Here is a 6,780-nt window from a genome sequence, read left to right as displayed (position 1 = left end):
GCTGCTCCCCCGGCGCGGCTGTCCCGGTCAGGCGGCGGAGCGGGCCGGCGGGCCGAGGAGGAGCGGGCCAGGCGGTCGGGTGGCCGGCAGGCCGAGGAGGAGCGGGTCAGGCGGTCGGGTGGCCGCCGAGCCGAAGAGGAACGGGCCAGGCGGTCGGGTGGCCGGCGGGCCGAAGAGGAACGGGCGAGGCGGTCGGGTGGCCGGCAGCCCACGAGCGGGTGCCCGGTCCGGCCCGGTGTGGTTCTCCGGGCCGGGCAACCGGGTGAACCGGGTGGCCTCCGGTGCACTGGTTCGAGCGGTTGTGGCGAATGGGCGGGGCTCGCCGGCAGCCTTGCCCTGTGCGGCGGCGTGCCGGTACGGGCCGCGGCCGGGGAGGGGCGACGGGTGCACGGCGAGTTGCGGATCAGCGTGCTCGGGCCGGTTCGGGCGTGGTTGGGCGACGGCGAGGTGTCGCTCGGCACGGCGCGGCGGCGGGCGACGTTCGCGGCGCTCGTCGGGCACGCCGGCGAGGACGTCTCCTTCCGCGAGCTGATCGACGCGGTGTGGGGCGCGTGGGCGCCCGCCAGCGCGCAGGGCAACGTGCACACCTACGTCTCCGGCCTGCGCCGCGCCCTCGGCCCGGCACGCGACCTCCTCGTCACGACACCCCGCGGCTACCGGCTCCTCCTCGACGGCGCGGACGTCGACAGCACCGCCTTCGAGCGCCGCCGCGAGGAGGCCGGCCGGCGGGTCCTCGTGGGCGACCTCCACGGCGCGGTGGACGACCTGACCGACGGGCTCGCGCTGTGGAGGGGCGCGGCCTACTCCGGGGTGCCCGGCCCGTTCGCGGAGCTGGAGGGCCAGCGGCTGGACGAAGCCCGGCTCGCCTCGGTCGAGCAGCGGGCGGGGCTGCTGATCGAGGCCGGGCACCAGGCGGACGTGGTGGCCGACGTCGCGGCCCTGGTGCGCGAGCAGCCGCTGCGTGAATCGGCGTGGGAGCTGCTGGTGCTGGCCCTGCACGCGTGCGGCAGGCACGCCGAGGCGCTGGCCGCGGCGGACGACGCGCGACGCACCCTCACCCGCGAGCTGGGCGTGGCGCCCGGCGCGAAGCTGGTCGACCTGGGCAGCCGCGTCCGGGCGGACGCCGACCGGGTCGGCCGGGCCGCGGTCGCGCCGCGCCGCGCGCCCGGCCCGGTGGTGCCCGCCTTCGTGACGGCGGCGACGGTCCGCCCGGACCCGTCCGCCGACGTGACCGCGCTCCGCCGCCTGGTGTCCGACGTGGCGGTCGGCCGGGGCCGGGCCGTGTGGATCGAGGGCGACGTGGGCGCGGGCAAGTCCGCGCTGCTGCTCGCGGGCCTGGCCGACGCCGGCCGGTCGGGCTGCGTGCTGGGCTGGGCGGAGGCGGACGAGCTGCTCGGGCGGTTCGACCTCCAGGTGGTGCTCAACTGCTTCGACGTCGACCTGACGCCCGGCGGTCGGCTGGCGCCCGGCCACGAGGAGCACCGCGTCGAGGACCGGCTGGTGGAGCTGATCACCCGCACCTGCGCCCGGTCACCGCTGGTGCTGGTGGTGGACGACCTGCACTGGGCGGACCCGGCCACGCTGCGGCTGTGGGCCCGGCTCGCCCGCGCGGCGCACCGGGGCCTGCCGCTGCTGCTGGTCGCCGCCACCCGCCCGAGCCGGGCGGGCACGGAGCTGGGCCGGCTGCGCGACGTGGTGGCCGACGCGGACGGGCACCTGGTCGTGCTGACGCCGCCGCCCGGCGACATCGGGACCGACGCGGACCCGCCGCCGTCGCTGTGGGCGCCCCGCCCGCCCGGGGACGACGAGTTGCGACGGCTCGCCGCGCGTCGGGCACTGCTGGCGTTGTCCGCCGAAGCGGCGGCCGTGGTGCGCACGGCCGCCGTGTTGGGCGTGCGGTTCAGCGAACCCGATCTGCGACTCGTGGCGGGCGTCGACGCCGAGTCGGTGCGCACGGCGGTGGACGAGGCCGTGACGGCGCAGGTGCTGGTGGTCCGGTACGGCGCCCTGGCGTTCCGCACCCGGATGCTGTGGCAGGCCGCCTACGAGCGCATCCCCGGTCCCATCCGCACCCCGCTGCGACGGCAGTTCACCAGGATCCTCACCGCGGGCGGCACCGGGCGGTCCGGCCCGGGATGAGGCGGCCGGCCACGCGCCGGATCGGTAGTGTGGTCCGTTGCGGAGGTGCGCGGTGGCGGGTCCGGTGATCGACGTGGCCATCCTGGGCGAGCCGGCGGTGTGGCGCGACGGCGTGCCCGTCCTGCTCGGCGGCGGCCTGCCGCGTGCCGTGTTCTGCGCGCTGGCCCTGCGTTCCGGGCACATCATGTCCCGTGCCGAGCTGATCCAGGCCCTGTGGGGCGGCCACCCGCCCGCGAGCGCGTCCGGCAGCCTCTACACCTACGTCTCCACGCTGCGCCGCGCGCTGCACAAGGACGTGCTCACCACCTCCTACGCGGGCTACCGGCTCGCGCTGCCACCCGACGCCCTGGACGTGCACCGGCTGGACCTGTTGCGTGAACGGGCGCGGGTCCTGCGCGAGCGGGACGACCCCGGCGAGCCCGCCGCGGTGGAGGAGGCGCTGGCGCTGTGGCGTGGTGAGGCGCTCGCCGGTGTGCCGGGCCCGTTCGCCGCGGCCCACCGCTCCCGGCTGGCGGAGGTGCGCCTGGCGCTGCTGGAGCGGCGCGCCGAGTTGGCGGTGGCCGCCGGCCGCTACGACGAGGTCGTGGACGAGCTGACGGACCTGGTGCGCCGCGAGCCGGCCCGGGAACGCCTGCACGCGTTGCTGATGACCGCGTTGTTCCAGGCGGGCAGGCAGACCGACGCGCTGGACGCGTACCGGCGGGCACGCGCCACGCTCGCCGAGCGGTTCGGCACCGAGCCCGGTCGGGAGCTGCACGTGCTGCACCAGGAGATCCTGGCCGGCGACCTCGCGGCCGGCGAGCGGCGGTTCCCGCGGCCGGTGGCGCGGTTGGCGGCGACCCGCCCGTTCGTGGGTCGCGCCGGTCTGGTCGCCGAGCTGCGCCGGGTGGTCGACGACGTGCGCGCGGGCCGCGGTGGCAGCCTGTGGATCGAGGGCCTGCCCGGCAGCGGCAAGAGCGCCGTGCTGGCCGAGGCGTTGTCCGGTGCGGCGACCGCGGGCTGCGTGGTGTCCTGGGCCGCGGCCGACGAGTTCGCGCAGGACGTCCCGCTGCACGCCGTCGAGCGCTGCCTGACGGGCTTGGGCACGGCCGCGCACGGTGTGACGGTCCGCCCGGACACGCCGCTCACGGTGGTGTTGGAGCGCGTGCGCCAGGTGCTCCGGTCCAACGCCGCGCACCCGCTGGTGCTGGTGCTGGACGACCTCCAGTGGGCCGACCCGGAGAGCCTGTCCGTCTGGCACTACCTGCGCGGGTTGAGCGCGCACCACCCGCTGCTGCTGATCGCCGCGGGCCGGCCGCTGCCGTGCCGCCAGGACCGGCACCTGCCCCGCGTGCTGACCGACGACGCCGGGGCGCGCGACGTGGTGCTCCCGCCGCTGACCGACGCCGAGGCGCGTGGCCTGCTCGCCCTGGCCGGGGTGACCGACGAGGCGTCCGCGCGGGCGATCACCGCGCTGGCGGGCGGGTACCCGTCGTGCCTGCTGGCCGCAGTCTCCGCGCTGCCGGAGCACGGCCCGGCACGCCGCTGGCGGGTCGTGCCGCCACCGGTCGTGGCCGCGGTGTCGGAGCAGTTCGCCCAGCTCGGCGGCGCGACCCTGGAAACGTTGCGCGCCATGGCCCTGCTCGGCGAGTCGTGCACGGTGGACGAGATCACCGCGGCCACCGGCACGCCGCCCAGCGGGCTGGTCGACGTGCTCGCCGAAGCGTTGATCGCGGGCGTCGTGGTGGAGGACGGGGACGAGGTGCGGTTCGCCTACCCCCTGCTCCGGCGGGTGCTCTACGAGAGCGTGCCCTCCTCGCTGCGGCTCGCCATGTACCAGCAGTTCGCCACCTGACCCGCGACCCGGTGCCGCGCACGGTGGGCAAACGCGTCGATGAACGCCGCCTCCCGCCGAACCGCACGTGGGAAATCACCGGGAACCGGCGCGCCCTCGTGGTTCTCAACCGCGACAGGTCGCGTAGAGGTTCCTTGAAGCCACTTCTCGCACACTTTTCTTGTGATCGGTGAACGTGAGGAGGCAAGGGTGAACACGGTGAAAGTGGTCGTGCACGGGAAGGACCCGCTGGCGCACTCGGCGATCTGCGCCCACCTCGGTTCCCGTGCCGGTGTCGAAGTGATTTCCGAGGACCGGCGCGACAGGCCGGACGTGGCCGTGGTGGCGCACGACCGGATGACCGTCGAGGTGTCGTCGTCGCTGCGGCGGCTGAAGGCGGCGCTGGGCGTGCCGGTGGTGCTGGTCGTGGGCGAGATCAGCCGGACCGACCTGCTCGTCGCGGTGGAGTGCAACGTGGTGGCGGTGCTGCCGCGCACGTCCGCCACCGGTGACCGCGTGGCGGACGCGGTGCTGACGGCGGCCTCCGGTGGTGGTGTGCTGCCGTCGAACATGCTCGGGGAGTTGCTGAAGCAGCTCGAACGGGTCCAGCGGGAGGTGTTGTCGCCCCGCGGGCTGCACACGTCGGGCCTGACGCCGCGCGAGATCGACGTGCTGCGCCTGATGTCCGACGGCCTGGACACCGCCGAGATCGCCGCGAAGCTGTGCTTCTCCGAGCGCGCGGTGAAACGGGTGGTCTTCGGGGTGACCAACCGGCTCAACCTCCGCAACAGGCCGCACGCGGTGGCGTACGCGCTCCGCAACGGCGTCATCTGACCGGTACCGCCAGGGGGAGGTAGCGCCTGCCACGGGGCGGGCGGGCGCCCTTCGTTCCGACGATCAGGCCGGTCGCGGCCAGTACGCGGACACCACACCGGGCTCCCCGCCGGGGTGGTCCAGCGCGGCGCGACGCACGGCGGCGGGCACGGACTCGTGGAGGACCCTCCGCACGACGGGGTGGCGGAACCGGAGCCGCGCGCCCCCCTCGTCCACCAGCACCCCGCCCGCCAACGCCTCGTCCACCAGGTTCAGCAGCTCGTGCGCGCGTTTCCCGGTGGCGCGCAACGCATCACCGACCGTGTGCGAGTCGCCCAGCAGCGAAGCGCGGCGCAACATGTCACGCGTGTCCGGCGAGAACGCGTCCAGGTAGTACCGCACGGCGGCGGCCACCGGTTCCGGCGTGGTGGTCCAGCACTTCACCGGCAGCGCCGCGACGGCCTCGCCGATCGCCCGCGCGAACGCCGGGTTGCCGCCCGACCAGGCGGCGACCGCGCCCGCCGTGTGCCGACCGGTGAGCCGCACGCCCAGCAGCAGGTCCCACACCTCCGCGTCGGACAGCTCGCCCAGCTCGAACGCGTCGCAGCCGTTCTCCTTCACCAGCGCGGCCAGCAGGTCGAGGTTGCGCCGCCGGGGCACCGGGCGTGACGCGGACACCAGCAGCACCGGGTAGCGCGTGGTCATGGTGTGCAGGTCGCGCCACACCAGCAGGGTCTCGTCGTCGGCCCAGTGCAGGTCGTCCACGACGAGCACCAGCGGCCTGCCCGCGGCGGCCTCCAGCAGCTGCCGCACCCGCGCGATCACGCCGCCCAGCCGCAACCGGGCGTCGACCCGCCGGAGGGCGTCGTCATCGGGGCTCACCTCCGCGTCCAGGCCCGCGCGGTGCAGCAGGGCGTGGTCGAGCCCGGACAGGCAGTCGCGCAGCGCGCCGAGCGGCAGGCGGTGCGACATCTCGTCGGCGGTGCCGAACCCGATCGCGCAACCGGCGGCGGCGAGGTCGGCCAGCCCCTCGGCGATCAACGCGGTCTTGCCGCCGGCAGGCGCGCCGGTCACCCACAGCGACCCGCCCCGGCCGGCCAGCAACGCCCGCGCCGCCGCCCGGATCCGCGCCACCTGGTCGGCCCGCCCGACGAACCCGTCCACGCGGGCGCGGGCGAGCCGCGCCGCGCCGCTGTCGACCGGTCGGGCGGGCGGCGGCGCCCGCCGCACCGCGGGCGGGTTCGCCGTGATCTCCTGGTGCAGGGCGCGCAACGCGGCGCCCGGCTCCGTGCCGAACCGCTCCACCAGCGTCTCCCGCGCCGTGCGGTACGCGGTCAGCGCCTCGGCCTGCCGACCCGACCGGGCCAGCGCGGTGATCAGCGAGTGCTGGATGTCCTCGCGCGCGGGGTGGCGGCGTGCCAGCTCGGTCAGCTCGCCCACCACCTCGTCGTGCTGGCCCAGCTCGATCAGCAGCCGGGCGCGGCGGGTGCGCAGCGACAGCTCGCCCTCCGTCAGCCGCTGCCGCCAGGACTCCGCCAGCGGACCGGGCACGGACCGCAGCGCCTCGCCCTGCCACATGGCCAGGGCGTCGTCCACGAGCGCCAGCTCACCCCGGTGGTCGCCGCGGGCGCGCACGCCCCGTGCCTGCTCCCGAAGGCGTTGCAGCACCGCGAAGTCCAGGTCGTCGGGCTCGACCACGAGGCGGTAGCCGGAGTGGCTGCTGTGCAGCACCTCCTCGCCGCCGACCTCCCGCCGCAACGCCGAGACGTGGCTGTAGATGCGGCTGTGCGCGCCGGCGGGCGGCTCGCCGTCCCACAGGGCCGCGACCAGCTCGGTCCGCGTCACGACCCGGTTGGCGTTCAGCGCGAGGGCGACGAACGCCGCGGTCCGCCGGCCCCCGCCGAGTTTCACGGGCACACCACCACGCCACGCGCGGGGTTCGCCGAGCAGCGACACCTTCAGCGGCGGGACCATTTGGGCGGCATTCGGCACCATGCACACCTCGAACGCACATT

4 protein-coding genes are annotated in these 6,780 nt (G+C 76.1%); 3 read left to right on the top strand and 1 reads right to left on the bottom strand.

Annotation, left to right across the window (positions count from 1 at the left end):
- Nucleotides 1–384 precede the first annotated feature (384 nt).
- From KZQ38_RS29920 to KZQ38_RS29910, 3 genes are all read left to right on the top strand, one after another.
- A complete protein-coding gene (locus tag KZQ38_RS29920) occupies nt 385–2,139 on the top strand; it encodes an AfsR/SARP family transcriptional regulator (protein ID WP_219446667.1) in 1,755 nt (584 codons plus the stop codon).
- Nucleotides 2,140–2,191: 52 nt separating this feature from the next.
- Nucleotides 2,192–3,973 carry an ATP-binding protein gene (locus tag KZQ38_RS29915; RefSeq protein ID WP_219446666.1) on the top strand — a complete coding sequence of 594 codons (1,782 nt, stop codon included), beginning with the start codon at nt 2,192–2,194 and terminating at the stop codon, nt 3,971–3,973.
- 189 nt (nt 3,974–4,162) lie between these two features.
- On the top strand, nt 4,163–4,786 hold the full coding sequence (locus KZQ38_RS29910; protein ID WP_308258658.1) for a helix-turn-helix transcriptional regulator: 624 nt from the start codon (nt 4,163–4,165) through the stop codon (nt 4,784–4,786).
- 63 nt (nt 4,787–4,849) lie between these two features.
- On the opposite strand, the gene KZQ38_RS29905 is transcribed toward KZQ38_RS29910, so the two are convergent.
- On the bottom strand, nt 4,850–6,757 hold the full coding sequence (locus KZQ38_RS29905; RefSeq protein ID WP_219446665.1) for an ATP-binding protein: 1,908 nt from the start codon (nt 6,755–6,757) through the stop codon (nt 4,850–4,852).
- Nucleotides 6,758–6,780 lie beyond the last annotated feature (23 nt).

The organism is Saccharothrix obliqua (genome assembly GCF_019375475.1).
Classification (GTDB): Bacteria; Actinomycetota; Actinomycetes; order Mycobacteriales; family Pseudonocardiaceae; genus Actinosynnema; species Actinosynnema obliqua.
Note: the sequence above shows the minus strand (reverse complement) of the source record. Positions and strands in the feature narration are given on the sequence as shown.